19 protein-coding genes, 1 tRNA gene and 1 pseudogene are annotated in these 19,048 nt (G+C 71.2%); 13 read left to right on the forward strand and 8 right to left on the reverse strand.

From position 1 onward, the window contains the following. Positions 1 to 10 precede the first annotated feature (10 nt). Genes ACP7BI_RS01220 through ACP7BI_RS01235 form a run of 4 tightly spaced genes read right to left on the reverse strand, consistent with a single transcriptional unit; the run spans position 11 to position 3,905 of the window. On the reverse strand, positions 11 to 874 hold the full coding sequence (locus ACP7BI_RS01220; RefSeq protein WP_425843118.1) for an ABC transporter permease: 864 nt from the start codon (positions 872 to 874) through the stop codon (positions 11 to 13). After that, the gene (locus ACP7BI_RS01225; protein ID WP_425843120.1) at positions 871 to 1,734 is read right to left on the reverse strand and encodes an ABC transporter ATP-binding protein; all 864 of its coding nucleotides are present in this window, start codon (positions 1,732 to 1,734) and stop codon (positions 871 to 873) included. The genes ACP7BI_RS01220 and ACP7BI_RS01225 overlap by 4 nt, the downstream gene beginning before the upstream one ends. 60 nt (positions 1,735 to 1,794) lie before the next feature. Continuing rightward, positions 1,795 to 2,694, reverse strand: a complete 900-nt coding sequence (locus ACP7BI_RS01230) for an alpha/beta hydrolase (protein WP_425843122.1) — start codon at positions 2,692 to 2,694, stop codon at positions 1,795 to 1,797. A 17-nt stretch (positions 2,695 to 2,711) separates the two neighbouring features. Continuing rightward, positions 2,712 to 3,905, reverse strand: coding sequence for a pyridoxal phosphate-dependent aminotransferase (locus ACP7BI_RS01235; RefSeq protein ID WP_425843124.1), 1,194 nt, complete (start codon positions 3,903 to 3,905; stop codon positions 2,712 to 2,714). Between the two features lie 178 nt (positions 3,906 to 4,083). Here ACP7BI_RS01235 and ACP7BI_RS01240 point away from each other — a divergent pair. From ACP7BI_RS01240 to ACP7BI_RS01275, 8 genes and pseudogenes are all read left to right on the forward strand, one after another. After that, positions 4,084 to 4,156 (forward strand) — tRNA-Trp (locus tag ACP7BI_RS01240). A gap of 68 nt (positions 4,157 to 4,224) precedes the next feature. Beyond that, positions 4,225 to 4,491 (forward strand): preprotein translocase subunit SecE, encoded by a 267-nt coding sequence (secE, locus tag ACP7BI_RS01245; protein WP_425843126.1) that lies wholly within the window; start codon positions 4,225 to 4,227, stop codon positions 4,489 to 4,491. Between the two features lie 120 nt (positions 4,492 to 4,611). After that, a pseudogene (gene nusG / locus ACP7BI_RS01250) lies at positions 4,612 to 5,217 on the forward strand (transcription termination/antitermination protein NusG); the annotation flags it as partial. A gap of 78 nt (positions 5,218 to 5,295) precedes the next feature. After that, positions 5,296 to 5,727, forward strand: coding sequence for a 50S ribosomal protein L11 (gene rplK, locus ACP7BI_RS01255; RefSeq protein ID WP_211447743.1), 432 nt, complete (start codon positions 5,296 to 5,298; stop codon positions 5,725 to 5,727). A 79-nt stretch (positions 5,728 to 5,806) separates the two neighbouring features. Further along, entirely contained in the window at positions 5,807 to 6,496 is a 690-nt protein-coding gene (gene rplA, locus ACP7BI_RS01260) for a 50S ribosomal protein L1 (protein ID WP_425843128.1), read from the forward strand. A 282-nt stretch (positions 6,497 to 6,778) separates the two neighbouring features. Then, entirely contained in the window at positions 6,779 to 8,395 is a 1,617-nt protein-coding gene (locus tag ACP7BI_RS01265) for an ABC transporter substrate-binding protein (protein ID WP_425843541.1), read from the forward strand. 119 nt (positions 8,396 to 8,514) lie between these two features. Continuing rightward, entirely contained in the window at positions 8,515 to 9,519 is a 1,005-nt protein-coding gene (locus ACP7BI_RS01270) for an ABC transporter permease (protein WP_425843130.1), read from the forward strand. A gap of 14 nt (positions 9,520 to 9,533) precedes the next feature. Next, complete coding sequence (locus tag ACP7BI_RS01275) at positions 9,534 to 10,454, forward strand: ABC transporter permease (RefSeq protein ID WP_425843542.1); 921 nt, start codon at positions 9,534 to 9,536, stop codon at positions 10,452 to 10,454. Between the two features lie 114 nt (positions 10,455 to 10,568). Here the strand turns inward: ACP7BI_RS01275 and ACP7BI_RS01280 are convergent, their stop codons facing one another. Together ACP7BI_RS01280 and ACP7BI_RS01285 are read right to left on the reverse strand one after the other, a co-directional pair. Then, the gene (locus tag ACP7BI_RS01280) at positions 10,569 to 12,215 is read right to left on the reverse strand and encodes an ABC transporter ATP-binding protein (protein ID WP_425843132.1); all 1,647 of its coding nucleotides are present in this window, start codon (positions 12,213 to 12,215) and stop codon (positions 10,569 to 10,571) included. A 37-nt stretch (positions 12,216 to 12,252) separates the two neighbouring features. Continuing rightward, positions 12,253 to 13,206 carry an NADP-dependent oxidoreductase gene (locus tag ACP7BI_RS01285; protein ID WP_425843134.1) on the reverse strand — a complete coding sequence of 318 codons (954 nt, stop codon included), beginning with the start codon at positions 13,204 to 13,206 and terminating at the stop codon, positions 12,253 to 12,255. A 92-nt stretch (positions 13,207 to 13,298) separates the two neighbouring features. Here ACP7BI_RS01285 and ACP7BI_RS01290 point away from each other — a divergent pair, with 92 nt between their 5' ends. Next, on the forward strand, positions 13,299 to 14,021 hold the full coding sequence (locus ACP7BI_RS01290; protein ID WP_425843136.1) for a DUF998 domain-containing protein: 723 nt from the start codon (positions 13,299 to 13,301) through the stop codon (positions 14,019 to 14,021). Here the strand turns inward: ACP7BI_RS01290 and ACP7BI_RS01295 are convergent, their stop codons facing one another. Both ACP7BI_RS01295 and ACP7BI_RS01300 read right to left on the reverse strand, forming a co-directional pair. Next, positions 14,022 to 14,765: an alpha/beta fold hydrolase gene (locus tag ACP7BI_RS01295; RefSeq protein WP_425843138.1), complete on the reverse strand. Its 744-nt coding sequence runs from the start codon at positions 14,763 to 14,765 to the stop codon at positions 14,022 to 14,024. A gap of 16 nt (positions 14,766 to 14,781) precedes the next feature. After that, the gene (locus ACP7BI_RS01300) at positions 14,782 to 15,378 is read right to left on the reverse strand and encodes a YqaJ viral recombinase family protein (protein ID WP_425843140.1); all 597 of its coding nucleotides are present in this window, start codon (positions 15,376 to 15,378) and stop codon (positions 14,782 to 14,784) included. 149 nt (positions 15,379 to 15,527) lie between these two features. Between ACP7BI_RS01300 and ACP7BI_RS01305 the strand changes: the two genes are divergently transcribed. The 4 genes from ACP7BI_RS01305 to rplL all read left to right on the forward strand — a co-directional run bounded on the left by ACP7BI_RS01305 (position 15,528) and on the right by rplL (position 18,931). Then, the gene (locus ACP7BI_RS01305) at positions 15,528 to 16,271 is read left to right on the forward strand and encodes a response regulator transcription factor (protein WP_026372621.1); all 744 of its coding nucleotides are present in this window, start codon (positions 15,528 to 15,530) and stop codon (positions 16,269 to 16,271) included. Positions 16,272 to 16,311: 40 nt separating this feature from the next. Continuing rightward, entirely contained in the window at positions 16,312 to 17,799 is a 1,488-nt protein-coding gene (locus tag ACP7BI_RS01310) for a sensor histidine kinase (RefSeq protein ID WP_425843143.1), read from the forward strand. A 190-nt stretch (positions 17,800 to 17,989) separates the two neighbouring features. Then, positions 17,990 to 18,508, forward strand: a complete 519-nt coding sequence (gene rplJ, locus ACP7BI_RS01315) for a 50S ribosomal protein L10 (RefSeq protein ID WP_021009793.1) — start codon at positions 17,990 to 17,992, stop codon at positions 18,506 to 18,508. 33 nt (positions 18,509 to 18,541) lie between these two features. Further along, on the forward strand, positions 18,542 to 18,931 hold the full coding sequence (gene rplL / locus ACP7BI_RS01320; protein WP_211447767.1) for a 50S ribosomal protein L7/L12: 390 nt from the start codon (positions 18,542 to 18,544) through the stop codon (positions 18,929 to 18,931). Positions 18,932 to 19,048: the final 117 nt, after the last annotated feature.

Here is a 19,048-nt window from a genome sequence, read left to right on the forward strand (position 1 = left end):
CGTCCTCCGGTCAGCCCCGCTTGATCCAGCGGAACGTCAGCGCCGCCACCACGGTACCGACCACGGCCCAGATACCGAGGGCCATCGCGACGCCCTGCAGGTTCCACGCCTCGCCCACCTCGAGGTGGTGCGCGATCTCGGGCAGCAGCGCGAAGCGCATCCCGTGCCCGACCCACGCGAGCGGGAAGAGGTTCGCGATCGTCTGCAGCCACTCCGGCAGCATCGGGAAGGCGAGGTAGATGCCCGAGATGAACTGCAGGACGAGCGCGAGCGGGATGACGACGGCGGATGCGCTGCTCACGGTGCGGGGTATCTGCGCGACCGCGACGCCCAGCACCGCGAAGCACACGAGCGCGCCGAAGAAGACCCACGCGATCGTCAACCAGCGCCCCGGCTCGGTCGGGAGCTCGATGCCGAACGCGCCGACCGCGACGGCGAGCAGGAGCGCCGCTTGCGCGAGCGAGGTGACGAGCAGCTGGCCGAGCTTGCCGAGGAAGTAGGAGAGCACGGGCAGCGGCGTCGCGGCGAGCCGCTGCAGCGTGCCGTCGTTGCGCTCGACCGCGATCTCGATGCCGAGGTTCTGCACGCCCGAGAGGAACACGCCCGCGGCGAGCATCGCCGGCAGGTAGTAGTGCGCCTGCGTCACCTGCTGCCCCTCGAGCTCGAGCAGCGGGGGCAGCGAGCCGAACGCGCTCGCGAAGATCGCGAACAGCAGCACGGGGAACAGGAACGTGAAGACGAGCGCGTCGCTGCGCCGGACGTACTGCAGCAGCTCGATGCGCACGCGATCGGCGGCGCAGCGCAGGGTGTGCCCGGGGCGGAGGCCGGTGCGAGCCGTGGCGACGCGCGCGGCGAGCGGGGTGATGGCGGTCATGCTGCAGCCTCCTCGGGCTGGTCGTCGGCGTCGTCGCCGATGAGGGAGAGGTAGACGTCCTCGAGCGAGGGGCGCACGACCTCGAGGTCGCTCGGCTCCCCTCGCAGCCGCCGCACGACGGACGCGGGCTCGTGGGTGCGCACCTCGTGGTGACCCGACGCATCCGACCACCGCACGATCGGCGTGCGCGCCTCGGCGCCGCCGATGCGATCGGTGCGGTCGATCGCGAGCAGCCGCCCGCGCGCGATGATGCCCGCGCGGTCGGCGAGCTGCTCCGCCTCGTCGAGGTAGTGGGTCGTGAGCAGGATGGTCGTGCCGTCGGCCGCGACGTCGCGGATGAGCTCCCAGAAGGCGCGCCGCGCCTGCGGGTCGAAACCGGTGGTCGGCTCGTCGAGGAAGAGCACCTCCGGGCGGCCGATGATGCCGAGGGCGACGTCGACGCGGCGCTGCTGGCCGCCCGAGAGCTTGCCGACCCGACGCTTCGCGTGCTCGGCGAGCCCGACGGCGGCGATCGTCTCGTCGACGTCGCGGGCGGAGGGGAAGACGCGCGCGAAGTGTGTGAGGATCTCGCGCACCGTCAGCGCGTCGGCCTGGCCGGTCGACTGCAGCACGACGCCGATGCGGCTGCGCCACGCGCGGTCGGCGTGCCTCGGGTCGACCCCGAGCACGCTCGCGGAGCCGCTCGTCGGCGTGCGGAAGCCCTCGAGCATCTCGACCGTCGTCGACTTGCCGGCGCCGTTGGGGCCGAGGAGCGCGAAGGTCTCGCCCGGTTCGATGCGGAAGGAGACGTCGTCGACGACGGTGCGCGCGCCGTAGCGCTTCGTGAGGCCGTCGGCGACGACGGCGGGTGCGGTGGTCATGGCACCAGGTTCGCGCGGGCCGCGGCCGGCTGCATCCACCGATCGGTGGGGCGGGGCGCCTCAGCCCAGCGTGCGAGCCAGCCAGTCGATCGCCGAGCGCCGGTGCTCGGCCGCGAGCCGCGAGCCGCCCGCGATCGCGTCGAGCCCGTGCGGCGCGCCCGGCACGACGTCGAGCTGCACGTCGACGCCAGCGGCGCGCAGCCGCTTCGCGTAGTCGACGTCCTCCTCGTGGAAGAGGTCGAGGTCGCCGACACCGATCCACGCGGGCGGCAGCCCCCGCAGGTCGTCCCGGCGCGCGGGCACGGCGTGCTGGGGCACCGCCTCGGCGCCGGGCTCCCGCGCGAGGAGCGCGCGCCAGCCGAGCCGGTTCGAGCGGTTGTCCCACACGAAGTGCCGCTCGACGTCGAGCTCGGTGCGCGCGGCGGTGCGGTCGTCGAGCATCGGGCAGAAGAGCAGCTGCGCGACCGGCTGCGCGCCGCCGACGTCGAGCAGGCGCTGCGCGAGCGAGGCGGCGAGGCCCGCGCCCGCGCTCTGCCCGCCGACGGCGATGCGCTCGCGGCCCTGCGCCGCGAGCGCCGCGAACACGCGCTCGCAGTCGTCGAGCGGCGCGGGGAAGGGATGCTCGGGCGCGAGCCGGTAGTCGACGCTCACGACCGCGATCCCGACGCGCGCGGCGATCGCTGAGCAGAGGCGATCGTCCATGTGCGGCGCGCCGATGATCATGCCGCCGCCGTGCATCCACAGCAGCACCGCGTCCGAGCGGATGCACGGCGGCGCGTAGGTGCGCACGCGCACGCCGCCGAGGCGATCGCGACGGATGCGCACGCCCGGCTCGCGCGGCCAGCGCATGAGTCGCGGCGCGGCGCGGCCGAGCCAGCGGCCGATGGGGCGGCGCAGGTCGACCCCGGGGAGCGCGGTGACGGCCTCGCGCAGCTCGGGGTCGACGCGCTCGAGGTCCACTGGGCTACGCCGCTGCGCTACGCGGCGAAGAGGCGCTGCAGCCGCTGGACGCCCTCGAGCAGGGCGTCGTCGCCGAGCGCGTAGGAGAAGCGCAGGTAGCCGGAGGGGCCGAACGCCTCGCCCGGCACCGCGGCGACCTCGGCCTGCTCGAGCATGAGGTCGGCGAGCTCGAGCGAGGTCTCGGCGCGCACGCCGCCCCACTCCCTGCCCAGCAGCGCCGACACATCCGCATAGACGTAGAACGCCCCCTTCGGCGTCGGCACCGAGAACCCCGGGATGCGCGAGAGCTCCTCGACGATCGTGCGGCGGCGCCGGTCGAAGGCGGCGAGCATGTCGGCGACCGCGTCCTGCGGGCCGGTGAGCGCCTCGAGGGCGCCGCGCTGCGCGACGTTGTTGACGTTGCTCGTCAGGTGCGACTGCAGGTTGCCGGCCGCCTTGATGACGTCGGCGGGCCCGACCATCCAGCCCACGCGCCAGCCGGTCATGGCGTAGGTCTTCGCGACGCCGTTGACGAGGATCGTGCGGTCGGCGAGCGCCGGCACCGCCTCGACGACCGACACGGCGCGCTCGCCGTCGTAGACGAGGTTCTGGTAGATCTCGTCGCTCACGACCCACAGGCCGTTGCTCTCGGCCCACTCGGCGATCTCGCGGATGCGCTCGGACGGGTAGACGGCGCCGGTCGGGTTCGAGGGGCTCACCATGAGCAGCGCCTTCGTGCGCTCGGTGCGCGCGCCCTCGAGCTGGTCGACCGTGACGAGGTAGCCCTGCTCCGCGCCCGCGAAGACGTCCACCTGACGCGCGCCGGTGAGCGCGATCGCCTCGGGGTAGGTGGTCCAGTAGGGCGTCGGCACGAGCACCTCGTCGCCCGGGTCGAGGATCGTCTGGAACGCCTGGTAGACCGACTGCTTGCCGCCGTTCGTGACGAGCGTCTGGCTCGGCTCGACCTCGAGGCCCGAGTCGCGCTTCGTCTTCGCCGCGATCGCCTCGCGCAGCTCTGGCAGGCCAGGGGCGGGGGTGTAGCGGTAGTTCTTCGGGTCGGCGAGCGCGCGCTGCGCCGCCTCGACGATGTTCGGCGGCGTGGCGAAGTCGGGCTCGCCCGCGGCGTAGCTGATGACGTCGCGGCCGGCGGCCTTGAGCGCCTTGGCCTTCGCGTCGACCTTGAGGGTCGCGGACTCGTTGATGGCGGCGATGCGCGCGGCGATGCGGTTCACGGCTCCAGCCTACGAGGACGGACATCCGCGAGGGGTGCCACGAGGGCCGCCCCGGCGCGACACTCGGTGAAGTGGACAGCGGGTGCCAGGCCCACGTATGCTGTTCCCTCGGTGGTTGACAACCGCCATGATGTCGCACGCCCAGGCCGGTGCTGACAGCGTGGCTCTCCACCCGCCCAGGGCGGTGGCGCAATTGGTAGCGCAGCGGTCTCCAAAACCGCAGGTTGCAGGTTCGAGTCCTGTCCGCCCTGCAGAAGGCGCCGGTTCGGCGCTTGACTGGCCTCGGCAGCAGCCGGGCCGAACGAATCGAAGGGTCACCGTGGCTGAGAACGCGATCGAGGAGGCACCCCGCACGCGCGAGGGCCGCTCTCGCAACCCGTTCCTGCGCCTGTGGACCTTCCTCAAGGAAGTCCTGGTCGAGCTCCGCAAGGTCGTCACGCCGACGCGCAAGGAGCTGATCCGCTACACGCTCGTCGTGCTGGTGTTCGTGGTGTTCATGATGCTCCTGGTGTCGGGTCTCGACCTGCTGTTCGGCTCGCTCGTGGGCTGGGTCTTCGGCGACATCCCGCTGTTCGGCCTCGCTTGAGCCCGACGCGGAACGTGAAGGAGAAGATGGACTGTGTCTGACGTCAACGACCTCGACATCGAGCTGAACAAGGCGCTCGACGACCTCGTCCCGGACGAGGGCAAGCTCGAGGAGCCCGCGACCGACCCCTACGAGGACTTCAAGCGCGAGATGCGCCTCAAGCCCGGCAAGTGGTACGTCATCCACTCGTACGCCGGCTACGAGAAGAAGGTCAAGGCCAACATCGCCTCGCGCGCCGAGAACATGCAGGTCGACGGCATCTACGAGATCCAGGTGCCGACGGAGGACGTGCTCGAGACGAAGAACGGCCAGGCCAAGCGCGTCAACCGCGTGCGCGTGCCCGGCTACGTGCTCGTCCGCATGGACCTGAACGAGGACACCTGGTCGGTCGTGCGCCACACGCCCGGCGTCACGGGCTTCGTGGGCAACGCCCACAACCCGGCCCCGCTGCGCTTCGACGAGGCGTTCACGATGCTCAAGCCGATCGCCGACGAGCAGCTCGCCGAGCAGCAGAAGACGGCGCCCTCGCAGCAGCCCAACCAGGTCACGGTCGAGGTCGACTTCGAGGTCGGCGAGACCATCACGATCACCGAGGGCTCGTTCGCGGGCTTCCCCGGCACCATCAGCGAGATCCAGCCGGCGAGCCGCAAGCTCACCGTGCTCGTCAGCCTGTTCGAGCGCGAGACTCCGGTCGAGCTCGGCTTCGGCCAGGTCAGCAAGCTCTAGTCCCTCTCAAGAGGGCTGGATGCGGTCCCGGGCTCCGAGCGTGCCCGCACAACCGCGACACACCAAGAAGGAAGAGACATGGCACCCAAGAAGAAGGTCACGGGTCTGATCAAGCTGCAGATCCAGGCCGGCGCCGCCAACCCCGCACCGCCGGTCGGTCCGGCGCTCGGTCAGCACGGCGTCAACATCATGGAGTTCTGCAAGGCGTACAACGCCGCGACGGAGAACCAGCGCGGCAACGTCATCCCGGTCGAGATCACCGTCTACGAGGACCGCTCGTTCGACTTCGTGCTCAAGACCCCGCCGGCCGCAGAGCTCATCAAGAAGGCCGCAGGCGTCAAGAAGGGCTCCGGCGTCCCGCACACCACGAAGGTGGGCAAGCTGACGATGGCGCAGGTCGAGGAGATCGCGCAGCAGAAGCTCGCCGACCTCAACGCGAACGACATCGAGGGCGCGAAGAAGATCGTCGCCGGCACCGCCCGCTCCATGGGCATCACCGTCGAGGGCTGACCTCGACACCCGAGCCGATCGGCTCACCAGTGGGAGCGCCGGCCAGGCGCGCACCGCGAACCCTGAACAGGAGATCCACATGGCACAGAAGTCCAAGGCCTACCGGGCCGCAGCCGAGAAGATCGAGGCTGGCAAGCAGTACACCCCCGCCGAGGCCGTCGCGCTCGCTCGCGAGACCGGCTCGACCAAGACCGACTCGACCGTCGAGGTCGCGCTCAAGCTCGGCGTCGACCCCCGCAAGGCTGACCAGATGGTCCGCGGTACCGTTTCTCTTCCTCACGGCACCGGCAAGACCGCTCGCGTCATCGTCTTCGCGCAGGGCCCGGCCGCCGAGGCCGCCATCGCCGCAGGCGCCGACGAGGTGGGCTCGGACGAGCTCATCGAGAAGGTGGCCGCCGGCTGGACGAACTTCGACGCCGCCGTCGCGAGCCCCGAGCTCATGGGCAAGGTCGGCCGACTCGGCAAGGTGCTCGGCCCCCGCGGCCTCATGCCGAACCCGAAGACCGGCACGGTCACCCCGAACGTCGCGCAGGCCGTGACCGACATCAAGGGCGGCCGCATCGAGTTCCGCGTCGACAAGCACGCCAACGTGCACTTCATCGTCGGCAAGGCCTCGTTCTCCGAGGAGCAGCTGAACGACAACATCAGCGCCGCGCTCGAGGAGGTCGTCCGCCTCAAGCCGTCGTCCTCCAAGGGCCGCTACATCCAGAAGGCCACGGTCTCGACGACCTTCGGCCCCGGCATCCCGGTGGACGTCACGTCCATCTGAGATCCGTCTCGTGCGAGAGCCCCGCTTCGGCGGGGCTCTCGTCGTATCCGGCGCCCGAGGCGGGCACCGGCGCTGGCGTCGCGGCGGAGGCGCGAAAGCGCGTCGTCCCACAATCGTGATCGCGCCGTGACATCGTTCGCGTCGTCCAGCGGCTAGGTTGGCCCTACGCATGCTCGCAGCAGAGCCGCGAGCACTGCGATCAGCCCCTTCCACGAAAGGTCCAAGATCGTGAATCGATCCGCAAAGCGGCGCCTCCTCGCAGGCCTCGCGGGCGGCGCGGCGATGACGCTCGCGCTCACCGGCTGCGTGCAGTCCCAGCGCGACTCCGGCACCACCGACAGCGCCGCGCCGGCGAGCGACGTCGACTCGACGTTCGTCTTCGGCACGTCGGGCGAGCCCTCGGGCCTCGATCCGGCGTTCGCGAACGATGGGGAGTCGTTCCGCATCTCGCGCAACATCTTCGAAGGCCTCATCGGCGTCGAGCCGGGCACGGCCGACCCGGCACCGCTGCTCGCGGAGTCGTGGGAGACGAGCGAGGACGGCCTGTCGACCACCTTCGAGCTGAAGCCGGACGTCACGTTCCACGACGGCACCGAGTTCAACGCCGAGGCGGTCTGCGCCAACTTCGACCGCTGGTACAACTGGACCGGCCTCGCCGCGACGGAGAGCCTCTCGTACTACTACGGCTCCCTCTTCGGCGGCTTCGCCGGCGACGAGAACGCGCTCTACGAGTCCTGCTCCGCCGACGACGAGCTGACCGCGACCGTCAACCTCACGCGCCCGTTCTCGGGCTTCATCCCCGCGCTGTCGCTGCCGGCGCTCGCGATGCAGAGCCCCACGGCGCTCGAGGAGTACGCCGCGGACGAGGTGGGCGGCTCGGAGGAGGCTCCGACGTACAGCGAGTACGCCGAGGCCCACCCGACCGGTACCGGCCCCTTCGTGTTCGAGTCGTGGTCGCCCGGCGAGTCCGTCGTGCTGCAGGCCTACCCGGACTACTGGGGCGAGCAGGGCCAGGTGCAGGAGATCGTCTTCCGCGTGATCGATGACCCGACCGCTCGACGCCAGGCGCTCGAGGCCGGCGACATCGACGGCTACGATCTCGTCGCGCCCGCGGACACCGCCGCGCTCGAGGAGGCCGGCTTCAACGTCATGCAGCGCGACCCGTTCACGGTGCTCTACCTCGCCTTCAACCAGCAGGTGCCCGAGCTGCAGGACCCGCTCGTGCGCCAGGCGATCGCGCACGCGATCGACCGCGACGCGCTCGTCACGCAGGTCCTCCCAGACGGCACCGAGGTCGCGACGCAGTTCATCCCGCCGGTCGTCAACGGCTACAACGAGGACGTCACGACGTACGACTACGACCCGGCACGCGCGCAAGAGCTGCTGGCCGAGGCGGGCTACGCAGACGGGCTCGAGCTCACGTTCAACTACCCGGTGAACATCTCCCGCCCGTACATGCCGAACCCCGAAGAGATCTTCGTCGCGCTCTCGGGTCAGCTCGAGCAGGCCGGGATCACCGTGACCCCGGTCGCCGACGAGTGGGTCGACTACCTCGACCGCATCCAGGGCTCGGCCGACCACGGCATCCACCTGCTCGGCTGGACCGGCGACTACAACGACACCGACAACTTCGTCGGCGTGTTCTTCGGATCGCAGGGCAACGAGTGGGGCTTCGACAACCCCGAGCTGTTCCAGGCGCTCGCCGAGGCCAGGCAGATCCCCGATCTCGAGGAGGCGGGAGCGCGCTACGAGGAGATCAACGAGCAGATCGCGCAGTTCATCCCCGGCGTGCCGCTGGCGCACCCCGCGCCGTCGCTCGCGTTCGACCCGCGGGTCACGAGCTACCCGGCGAGCCCCGTCAACGACGAGGTGTACAACATGATCGAGCTGAGCGAGTAGCCTCACCAGGTCAATCCGGATGCCGCGGGTCCACTCGGCCCGCGGCATCCGGCACGACCGGCTCGACCGGCTGATCGGTCGACCGGCCAACACCATCCCGGCCCCGACGGAGAGACGACGTGCTGCGAACCATCGGCAGACGCCTGCTGCTGCTGATCCCGACCCTGTTCGGGCTGACCGTGCTGCTGTTCTTCTGGGTACGGGCGCTGCCCGGCGGCCCCGCGGCCGCGCTGCTCGGCGAGCGCGCGACGCCCGAGGCGATCGAGCGCATCAACGAGGCCTACGGCTTCAACCGGCCGCTGCCCGAGCAGTACATCACGTGGCTCGGCCGCCTCCTGCAGGGCGACTTCGGCAACGCGATCGAGACCCGCCGACCGGTGCTGGAGGAGTTCGCGAACCGCTTCCCCGCGACGCTCGAGCTCGCGATCATGGCGCTCATCATCGCGGTCGGCATCGGCGTCCCGCTGGGCTACTGGGCCGCCCGCAACCACGGTCGCCTGATCGACCACATCTCGGTCGCCGGCAGCCTCATCGGCATCACCATCCCGGTGTTCTTCCTCGCGTTCATCCTCAAGTGGATCTTCGCGGTCCAGCTCGGCTGGCTGCCCTCGACGGGGCGCCAGGACAGGGGAGTGGATGCGACGCACGTGACGGGCTTCTACGTGCTCGACGGCCTGCTGACGGGCGAGCTCGACGCATCCCTCAACGCGATCATGCACTTGCTCCTGCCGGCGATCGCGCTCGCGACCATCCCGCTCGCGATCATCGTGCGGATCACGCGTGCGTCGGTGCTCGAGGTGGTCAACGCCGACTACGTGCGCACCGGTCGCGCGAAGGGCATCGCGCAGCAGACGATCCGCAACCGCTTCGTGCTGCGCAACGCCATGCTGCCGGTCGTCACGACGGTGGGCCTGCAGACCGGTCTCCTCATCTCCGGAGCGGTGCTCACCGAGACGGTCTTCGCCTTCCCTGGCATCGGCAAGTTCCTCGCCGACGCCATCTTCGCGCGCGACTTCCCCGTGCTGCAGGGCTTCGTGCTCTTCATCGCCTTCGCGTACGCGATCGTCAACCTGCTGGTCGACATCTCCTACTCCTTCATCGACCCCCGAGTGAGGATCCAGTGAGCGCCGCAGAAGCCATCCCGACGCTCCCCACGCCGGAGGGTGGCGACCAGACGCACGTGCGCCGCTCGGGCAGCTTCTGGGGCGACGTGCTCCGACGGCTCCGCAAGAACCCCGCAGCGTGGATCGGCGCCGTCGTGGTCGGGCTCTTCATCCTGATCTCCGTGCTGGCGCCGCTGCTCGCGCCCTACCCGGAGCTCGCGACCCCAGGGCGCGAGCACCTGCGGCCGTCGGCGCTGCCCGGCATCGGCGAGATCCCGGAGTTCCCGCTCGGCATCGACCGCTTCGGCGGCGACGTGCTCTCGAAGCTCATCTGGGGAGCGCAGGCGTCGCTGCTCATCGGCGTCGTCTCGACGTTCTTCGGCCTGCTCGGCGGCATGGTGCTCGGCGCCCTCGCGGGCGCGTTCGGCGGATGGGTCGACACGGTGATCATGCGGGTGGTCGACATCCTGCTCTCGGTCCCGCACCTCCTGCTCGCCGTGTCGATCGCGGCGATCCTCGGCCGCACGCCGTTCGCGGTGATGATCGCGATCGGGGTCGCGCAAGTGCCGATCTTCGCCCGACTGCTGCGCTCGTCGATGCTGCAGCAGCGCGAGTCGGACTACGTGCTCGCGGCGCGCACGCTCGGGCTCGGCACGGGCCGCATCACGATGTCGCACCTGCTGCCGAACTCGGTCGGGCCGGTCATCGTGCAGGCGACGCTGACGCTCGCGACCGCGGTCATCGACGCCGCTGCGCTGTCGTTCCTCGGGCTCGGCGGCGGCCGCCCCGAGGTGGCGGAGTGGGGTCGCATGCTCACCTACGCGCAAGCGGAGCTCGCGATCGCCCCGCACCTCGCCTTCCTGCCCGGCATCTGCATCATGATCACCGCGCTCGGCTTCACGCTGCTCGGCGAGGCGCTGCGCGAGGCGATGGACCCCCGCACGCGCAAGCGCTGAGCGCCCGCCGCAGCGCCCCGCCCGGCCTACCCCGCCGAACGTCGAACTTCCCCGAACCGCGGGTCCCACGCCCGGATCCGCGCGGTTCGGGGAAGTTCCACGGAAGGCTGGGGGTCAGCTCGCGATCTTCAGCTCGTTGCCGGGGATCGAGGCGAGCAGCTTCCGCGTGTACGGGTCGCGCGGGTTGGTGAAGATCTCCTCGCTCGTCGCCGCCTCGACGAGCCGGCCGTTCTGCATGACCGCGACGTAGTCGCTGATCAGTCGCACGACCGCGAGGTCGTGGGAGATGAAGAGGTAGCTGAGCCCGAGCTCCTGCTGCAGGTCGCCGAGCAGCCGCAGGATCTGGTCCTGCACGAGCACGTCGAGCGCCGAGACCGGCTCGTCGCAGACGATGACGTCGGGGGAGAGCGCGAGGGCGCGCGCGATCGCGACGCGCTGCCGCTGGCCGCCGGAGAGCTCCGAGGGATAGCGCCGCGCCATGTCGGTCGGCAGCGCCACCTGGTCGAGCAGCTCGCGCACCCGCTGCTCGCGCTCGCGCTTCGAGCCCTTGCCGTAGAACGACAGCGGCTCCTCGATGATCCTCTCGATCGTGAACATCGGGTTGAGCGACGAGTACGGGTCCTGGAACACCGGCTGCACGCGCTGGCGGAACTGCTTCTGCTCATCGCGCGAGAGCGAGAAGACGTCCTTGCCCTCGAAGCGGATCGTGCCGCTCGTCGGCTCGAAGGCCTTCAGCAGCATCCGGGCCGTCGTGGTCTTGCCAGAGCCCGACTCGCCGACGATCGAGACCGTCTTCCCGCGCGGCATCGAGAGCGACACGTCGTCGACGGCCTTGAACGGCTCGCGCCGGCCGCGCACGCGGAACTCCTTCGTGACGCTCTCGAACTCGACGATGACGTCGGGCGTCTCCGACGCATCCGCCCCGCCCTGCGCGATGAGGTCCTCGGGGCGCAGCCGCGCCATCGCGACCGACGGCGCCGCCCTCACGAGCGACTGCGTGTAGGGGTGCTGGGGCGACTCGAGGATCTGTCGCGCGGGGCCCTGCTCGACGACGCGGCCGCGGTGCATCACGACGACGCGCTGCGCGCGCTCCGCCGCGAGGCCGAGGTCGTGCGTGATGAGGAGCACGGCGGTGCCGAGCTCTTGCGTCATCTGCCCGATCTGATCGAGGATCGTGCGCTGCACCGTGACGTCGAGGGCGCTCGTGGGCTCGTCGGCGATGAGCAGCGCCGGCCGGCACGCGAGCCCGATCGCGATGAGCGCGCGCTGGCGCATGCCGCCGGAGAACTCGTGCGGGTAGGACTTCGCGCGCTCCGCCGCGTCGGGGAGGCCCGCGGCCTCGAGCGTCTCGACGACCTTCTGGCCGACGTCCTTGCGGTTCGCGAGGCCGTGCGCGAGGAGCGTCTCGGCGACCTGCGAGCCGATGCGGGCGACCGGGTTGAGGTTCGACATCGGATCCTGCGGCACGAGGCCGATGCGGCGGCCGCGGATGCCGCGCATCGTCGACTCGCTCGCGCCGACGAGCTCCTGGCCGTCGAGCTTGACGCTGCCGGCGCTCAGGCGGCCATTGCCCTGCAGCAGGCCGATGATCGCCATCGCGGTGGTCGACTTGCCGGAGCCCGACTCGCCCACGATCGCGAGCGTCTCGCCCGCGGCGAGCGACAGGCTCGCCTCGTGCACGGCCGTGACCGTGCCGTCCTGGGTCGTGAACTCCACCTTGAGGCCGGAGACCTCCAGCAGCGGCTTCGTCGCGTCGCTCATCCGACCATCTTGCACCGTCGCGAGCCGGTTCGGCGGATCAGCGCACCGTGAGCACGAGCTTGCCGCGCACGTGCCCGCGCTGCAGCTCGGCGAACGCCTCGTGCACGCGCTCGAGGGGGTAGGCGTGCTGCACCTCGACGCGCACGTCGCCCGCGTCGATGAGGCGTCCGATGATGCCGAGGTTGGAGCCGTCGGACTCGACCTTGACCGCCGAGGCGCGCAGGCCCCGCTCGGCGGCCGCGGAGGCGTACTCGGGCCACGAGCCGGTGGGCACGTTGAGGTAGAGGCCGCCGTGCTTGAGCACGTCGAGCGAGCGGGTGCCGGTGTCGTCGGCGACGTTGCCGACGAGATCGACGACGACGTCGACCTTCTGCAGCGCGTCCTCGAACCGCGCCTGCGTGTAGTCGACGACCTCGTCGGCGCCGAGCGAGCGCGCGAAGTCGACGTTGCGGGTCGAGACGGTCGTCGCGACGGTCGCGCCGAAGTACTTCGCGAACTGCACGGCGAAGTGGCCGACGCCGCCCGCGCCGGCGTGGATGAGGATGCGCTGCCCGGCGCGCGCCTTCGCGATGCGCACGACCGCGTCCCACGCGGTGAGCGCCGCGCACGGCACCGCCGCGGCTTCCTCGAAGCTCAGCGACTCGGGCTTGGGCGCGAGCGCGAGGCTCGGCACCACGACCTGCTCGGCGTACGTGCCGCGCGTGCGCCAGTGGTTCGCGATGCCGTAGACCGCGTCGCCCGGCTGCAGGTCGTGCGCCTCGTACGGCGCCTGGGCGACGATGCCAGCGACGTCGCCGCCCGGCACCCACGGCAGCAGCGGCTCGACCGCCTTCGCCGCGCCCTTGCCGAGCACGGTCTTGAAGTCGATCGGGTTCATGCCCGCGGCGTGCACGTCGACGATCACCTCGGTGCCGAGCTTGACCGGGGCATCCACCTCTCCGATCTCCACGCCGTCGGTCGGGCCGAACTCCCGCACCAGCACTGCTCGCATGACTGCCCCCTCCAGGTCGCCTCGACGGTACTCCACCCGTGTGACGAGCGGATGTCCGGATGACGTCGAGTGACGGCGCTACAGTCGGGATCGTGCCGCCGCACCGCCGCCTGGACGCCGTCGTCGCGATGCTCGCCGTGGCGAGCCTCGTCGCGGGCGCCGTCGTGATCGGCGACGCGCGCGCGATGTACGAGCGGTTCCTCTACATCTCCGAGCTCGGCGCCCAGTACATGCACTCCGCCGGGCAGTTCCAGATCGGCTTCGGCCTCGTCGTGGCCGGCATCCTGCTCGTCGCGGTCGTCGTGCGCGACGTGCGCACCCGGCTCCCGGTGCTGCGCCGCTGGGCGCCCGCCGCATCGCTCGTCGTGGCGGGCGCGCTGTTCGGGTTCGCGGCCGCCGTGCCGTGCTCGCCGGGCTGCCCGACGCTCCTCGGGCCCGAGGCCGAGCTGCGCGACTGGGCGCACATCGTCGCCGCCGTGCTCGCCTTCGTGGCGGGCTGCACCGCGATGCTGCAGTTCGCGACCGCCGACGACCGCTGGGTCGCGCGGCTCTCGATCGTCGCCGGCCTCGCCGTCGGCATCATCGCCGCGACCGGCGGCCTGCTCTCGCTCGCGGGCGGCAACACCGACGTCGGCTCGACGCTCGAGTTCGTCGCCGCCGGCATCGGCGTGCTCTGGCTCATCGCGGTGACGGCGGTGCACGCGCGCTGGAGCCCTCGAGCGGCGACCCTCGCGGGTCGCCGCCACGACGCCGGCGCGGGAGCCCGTCTCCAGGCCCCGAGGTCCGCAGCGGGTTGCGACAGGGTGCTCGGCTGATCAGCGGATGCCGACGAGGAAGCTCCCGAGCTGCTCGCGGAACCACGCGTGCATCGCGGCCTCGCCGTCGTCGCGCGCGGGCGAGACGAGCATCCGGGTGCCGAGCTCGTCGCGCCACGCCTCGGCGACGTGCAGCGGATGCACGGGGTCGCGCTCGCTCGCGAGCACGACCGTGGGGGCCGGGATGCGCAGCTCACCGGGGCGGTAGGCGGCGTTCCGCGGGATCTCGAGCAGGCGGATCCGTCGCTCGGCGGCGCGCGGCTGGGTGAGCTGCGCCTCGAGCCCGCGCGCGTGCGCGAGCGACTCGTGCGCGATCGCGCGCCACGCACCGGAGCGGTGGAGCTCGGCGAGCGCCCGCCGTGGCCGGTGCGACTCGAGCAGTCGGCCGATGACGGGGAAGACGGCGAGGTTGGCGGGCAGCGGCTCGTGCGTGAACGCAGGCCGCACGAGCGCGACCCGGTCGAGCGGGAAGCGGCCGGAGCGGGCGATCATCGCCGCGAGCGCCGCGCCGAGCGAGACGCCCACGATCGTCACGGGCGAGCCGTCGCCGCCTCGCTCGAGCTCGTCGCCCACCTCCGCGGCGAGCGCTTCGAGCGCGAAGTCGGCCGGCTCGCCGATGAGCGGATTCGCGCCGTGCGCCCGCAGGTCGGGCGCCAGCACGCGCACGCCCGGCGGCACGGCGCCCCCGAGGTAGTCGCGCATCGCGCTCGAGTCCGACCCGAGCCCGTGGATGGCGAGGAGCATCAGCGCGCGAGCAGCATCAGCGCGCCAGCAGCTGCAGCAGCTGGTCGGCGCGATCGACGAGCATCGCGATCTCGTCCTCGTCGCGCTCGACCCACTGGTGCCGGGGCGGCCCGACGGGCACGAAGTCGACGTGGTGCTCCCACACGAACAGCGTGCGGTCGGCGCCGAGCACGTACTGCTGCCACCAGATCTGCCGCAAGTAGCTCTTCGGGATCTTCTCGAACGGCCGCGAGGTCGTCTTGATCTCGGCGAGCACCGCGCCATCGTCGCTCACGCAGTCGGGGGTCGCGAGGTGGCGACGATCCGGCGCGGCGTGGAAGAGCGCATCCGAGGGCAGGAGCGAGAAGTGGTCGTGCACCCAGCGCGCGATGTGGGGCTCGCGCGCGCGGCCGTGATCGGTGAACGCGTTGCCGCTGAAGCCGCGCAGGCTCGTCTTCTCGCGCGCGACGGCGGTGATCGAGCGCTGCGTGCTGAGCCGCGCCGCATCGGTCGCGGTGACGCCGCCCGAGCGCGCGCGGAGCCACGCGATGCGGTCGCTCGAGTAGGCGAGGATGCGGCTCGTGTGCGACGCGAGGCGGGCCTCGTCGCCGAAGATGTCGAGCTGCAGATCCACCCCTCCATCCTTCCACCTCGCGCCCGGCGCGACGTCCCGCGCGCCGGTGCGGGCCTGCTCGGGATGCGTCGGGTCGGGAAAGGCGACGCACAGGGCGTGCATAGGCTATGGGACACCGATGCACAGGGGGATGTGGCGCAATGGTTGTCATGACCGACACCGCTCAGCAGAAGCTGCGGGCGCAGCCCCGCCTCACCCGCCAGGACGGCTCACCCATCCGCATCGTGGTCGTCGACGACGAGCAGAGCCTCGCCGACCTCGTCGCGATGGGCCTCAAGTATGAGGGCTGGGACGTCAAGACCGCCGCCAACGGCCAGCAGGCTCTGCAGGCGGTGCGCGAGTTCCGCCCCGACGCCGTCGTGCTCGACATCATGCTCCCCGACATCGACGGGCTCACCGTGTTGCAGCGCCTGCGCTCGGCCGGCTTCGACGTGCCCGTGCTCTTCCTCACCGCGAAGGACTCGCTCGACGACCGCGTCGCGGGGCTCACGGCCGGCGGCGACGACTACGTGACGAAGCCCTTCGGCCTCGAGGAGGTCGTCGCGCGCCTCCGCGGCCTCATCCGCCGCACCGCGACGGCTGCCGAGGAGTCGAGCGTGCTCTGGGTCGGCGACCTCATGATGGACGAGGACTCCTACGAGGTGCGCCGCGGCGGCAAGCAGATCGACCTCACCGCGACCGAGTTCGAGCTGCTGCGCTACCTCATGCGCAACCCGCGCCGCGTGCTCTCGAAGGCGCAGATCCTCGACCGCGTGTGGTCCTACGACTTCGGCGGCCGCGCGAGCGTCGTCGAGCTCTACATCTCCTACCTCCGCAAGAAGATCGACACCCTCGGCCCGCCCATGATCCACACGGTGCGCGGCGTCGGCTACCAGCTGCGCGCCGCCGAGTGACGGAGGCCAGCTCGAGGTGAGCCAGTCGGCGCCCGCGTCCGTGGCTCAGCTGGGCAGACGCATCCAGAACCCGTCGTCGTGGTCGCTGCGACGGCGGCTGCTGGTCGTGGTCGTCGCGCTCTTCGCGCTGCTCACGGCCGCGGTCGCGATCGCGAGCGTCATGACGATGCGCGTCGTGCTCGAGACGCGCATCGACGAGCAGCTGCGCGAGTTCTCGGAGCGCACGAGCGTGTCCGTCGCCCGCGCGCTCTCGACCGGCGAGCGGCCGACGGTCGACCCGAGCGCGACGCCCACCGGGGCCCTGCTCGCGATCGAGGAGCAGTCTGGCGAGCTCGGTGACAACTTCATCATGAACCGGCTCGGGCAGCGCTTCGCGCTCTCGGAGCGCGATCAGCGCGTGGTGCTCGGGGCGGAGACGGACGTCATCACGAGCGCGAGCCTGCCGAGCTACGGCTCCTACCGCACGGTCGCGACCCAGGTCGGGCAGGTGCGCGTCATCGTCGGCCTGTCGATGGCGGAGGCGAACCAGACCCTCGCGGCGCTCGCGTTCGTCATCGCTGTCGCGGCCGCCGCCGCGCTCGCGCTCGTGCTCGTGCTCGCCGACTCGATCATCCGGCGCGCGCTGCGCCCGCTCACGGCCGTCATCTCGACCGCCGAGCGCATCTCGCAGCTGCCCCTCGCCTCGGGCGACGCGCAGCTGACGAACCGCGTGCACATCGACGACCCGGCTTCCGAGGTCGACCGCGTGCAGGAGTCGATGAACCGCATGCTCGCGCACATCCAGGAGGCCTTCGACGCGCGGGCGCTGAGCGAGCGGCGCGTGCGGCAGTTCGTCGCGGATGCGTCGCACGAGCTGCGCACGCCGCTCGCGGCCGTGCGGGGCTACGCCGAGATCACGCGCAAGCACGACGGCGAGCTGCGGCCCGACAGCAAGGAGTCGCTCGAGCGCATCGAGGCGGCCGCGCGCCGCATGCAGGCGCTCGTCGACGACCTGCTGCTGCTCGCGCGGCTCGACGAGGGCCGCGAGCTGCAGCGCGCCGAGGTCGACCTGTCGCTGCTCGTCGTCGAGGCCGTCGCCGATGCGCAGGCGGCCGGGCCCGCGCATCCGATCTCCCTCATGCTCCCCGACGAGCCCGTCGCGGTCACGGGCGATGCGCTGCGGCTGCAGCAAGTGGTGGCGAACCTGCTCGCGAACGCGCGGGTCCACACGCCCGACGGCACTGCGATCGACGTCACGCTGCGCACCGAGCCGGGGGAGGCCGTGCTCGACATCCTCGACGCCGGCCCCGGGATCCCCGAGGAGCAGCAGCGCACGGTCTTCGAGCGCTTCGCGCGCGGCGACCGGTCGCGCTCGCGCGAGACCGGCTCCTCCGGGCTCGGGCTCGCGATCGTGCAGGCGCTCGTGGATGCGCACCAGGGCACGATCGCGCTCGAGAGCCGGCCGGGGCGCACGGTGTTCACCGTGCGGCTGCCGCTCGCAGGGGCGGCCGACGTCGCGGGCTTGCGTGACGCATCCGTCGTGCCGTAGTCTGATCCCATACCAAAGACCGCTGGTCGTTGGCGCGTGCCCGCAAGGGTGTGCGGCAACCGAAGGCTCGCTCGAGGAGCGTCGTCCCGCGCAGGTGTGAAGTCCCGTCGAGGACCGAGCTCCGTGCGCGTGCGCCGGAGCTCATCTGCATGTTCGGGCCAGGGCAGCCAGCAATGACGCAAGGAGCACCATGGCGAACAAGGAAGCTGCGGTCGCCGAGCTCTCGAACCTCTTCGAGACCTCGAACGCCGTTCTGCTGACCGAGTACCGCGGTCTCACCGTCGGCCAGCTGAAGACGCTGCGCCGATCGATCAGTGAGCACGCGACGTACGCCGTGGTGAAGAACACGCTCACCAAGATCGCTGCCAACAAGGCTGGCATCGACGCGTTCGACGACTCGCTCGTCGGCCCGTCGGCGATCGCATTCGTGCACGGCGACCCGGTCGCCGTCGCGAAGGAGCTGCGTGCCTTCGCCAAGGCGAACCCGGCGCTCGTGGTCAAGAACGGTTTCTTCGACGGGAACCCGCTCTCGACCGACGACGTCAACAAGCTCGCCGATCTCGAGTCGCGGGAGGTGCTGCTGGCCAAGCTGGCCGGTGCCTTCAAGGCCTCGCTGTTCGGCGCTGCGTACATGTTCAACGCCCCGCTCGCCCAGGCCGCTCGCGCGGTCGACGCGCTGCGGGTCAAGCAGGAGTCCGCGGCCGAGTAAGGCCCGGTCAGTTCCAGAAACAAGGAGAAGACGATGGCAAAGCTGTCGACTGACGAGCTGCTCGAGCAGTTCAAGGAGCTCACCCTCATCGAGCTCAGCGAGTTCGTGAAGGCCTTCGAGGAGACCTTCGAGGTCACCGCTGCGGCTCCGGTCGCGGTCGCCGCGGCCCCCGCCGCGGGTGGCGCTGGCGCCGAGGAGGAGGCCGAGGAGAAGGATTCCTTCGACGTCGTCCTCGAGGCTGCCGGCTCGGCGAAGATCCAGGTCATCAAGGTCGTCCGTGCGCTCACGTCGCTCGGCCTCGGCGAGGCCAAGGCGCTCGTCGACGGTGCTCCCGCCAACGTGCTCGAGGGCGCGAAGAAGGAGGACGCCGAGAAGGCGAAGGCCGACCTCGAGGAGGCCGGCGCGACGGTGACGCTCAAGTAGCGTTCCCCGCTCCAGCACGAAGGGCCGCATCCGCGAGGGTGCGGCCCTTCGTCGTGCATGGGGATGCTCGCCGAGCGCGGCATCACGACGCTCGCGCAGGCCGCCGCGCTGACCGAG

The sequence above is a fragment of the Agrococcus sp. TSP3-2-1 genome (assembly GCF_049897585.1).
Lineage (GTDB): Bacteria > Actinomycetota > Actinomycetes > Actinomycetales > Microbacteriaceae > Agrococcus.

Coding starts and splice junctions, on each gene's coding strand:
- ACP7BI_RS01220 (WP_425843118.1), bottom strand. CDS start 874: ATGACCGCCATCACCCCGCTCGCCGCGCGCGTCGCCACGGCTCGCACC.
- ACP7BI_RS01225 (WP_425843120.1), bottom strand. CDS start 1,734: ATGACCACCGCACCCGCCGTCGTCGCCGACGGCCTCACGAAGCGCTAC.
- rplK (WP_211447743.1), top strand. CDS start 5,296: ATGGCACCCAAGAAGAAGGTCACGGGTCTGATCAAGCTGCAGATCCAG.
- rplA (WP_425843128.1), top strand. CDS start 5,807: ATGGCACAGAAGTCCAAGGCCTACCGGGCCGCAGCCGAGAAGATCGAG.
- ACP7BI_RS01265 (WP_425843541.1), top strand. CDS start 6,779: ATGACGCTCGCGCTCACCGGCTGCGTGCAGTCCCAGCGCGACTCCGGC.
- ACP7BI_RS01280 (WP_425843132.1), bottom strand. CDS start 12,215: ATGAGCGACGCGACGAAGCCGCTGCTGGAGGTCTCCGGCCTCAAGGTG.
- ACP7BI_RS01285 (WP_425843134.1), bottom strand. CDS start 13,206: ATGCGAGCAGTGCTGGTGCGGGAGTTCGGCCCGACCGACGGCGTGGAG.
- ACP7BI_RS01295 (WP_425843138.1), bottom strand. CDS start 14,765: ATGCTCCTCGCCATCCACGGGCTCGGGTCGGACTCGAGCGCGATGCGC.
- ACP7BI_RS01305 (WP_026372621.1), top strand. CDS start 15,528: ATGACCGACACCGCTCAGCAGAAGCTGCGGGCGCAGCCCCGCCTCACC.
- rplJ (WP_021009793.1), top strand. CDS start 17,990: ATGGCGAACAAGGAAGCTGCGGTCGCCGAGCTCTCGAACCTCTTCGAG.
- rplL (WP_211447767.1), top strand. CDS start 18,542: ATGGCAAAGCTGTCGACTGACGAGCTGCTCGAGCAGTTCAAGGAGCTC.